The 381-nt window shown below is 63.3% G+C and carries 1 pseudogene; it reads left to right on the top strand.

What is annotated here, in order from left to right:
* Nucleotides 1-381 (top strand): annotated as a pseudogene (locus tag AC1DFE_RS24215) (flagellar biosynthesis protein FlgA); the annotation flags it as partial.

Below are 381 nucleotides of genomic sequence, written 5' to 3'. Positions count from 1 at the left end.
ATCGTTGAAGCGACCGGCAACCCGATCGTGGGCGTGAAGCACGCACTCCGCGCGATCGAAACCAAGAAGCACATCATTATGGTCACGGTCGAGGCCGACGCCCTGGCCGGACCGGCCCTCGCCAAGCGCGCGGAAGAGGCCGGCGTCGTGTATTCSATGGCGTACGGTGACCAGCCTGCCCTCATCATGGAACTGGTGGACTGGGCCCGGACCAGCGGCTTTGACGTGGTCTGCGCGGGMAAGGGCGCCAAGTACCTCGAGCACTACCACGAGATGAACCCGGACAACGTGTGGGAAAACTGGGAGTTCTCCAAGGAGCTCACCGACTCCGGCCAGCTGAACCCGTACATGCACACCTCCTTCCGTGACGGCACCAAGGCA

The sequence above is a fragment of the Arthrobacter sp. 05T423 genome (genome assembly GCF_056396245.1).
The sequence above is the reverse complement of the archived record's forward strand: the minus strand, read 5'-3'. Positions and strand labels throughout refer to the sequence as shown.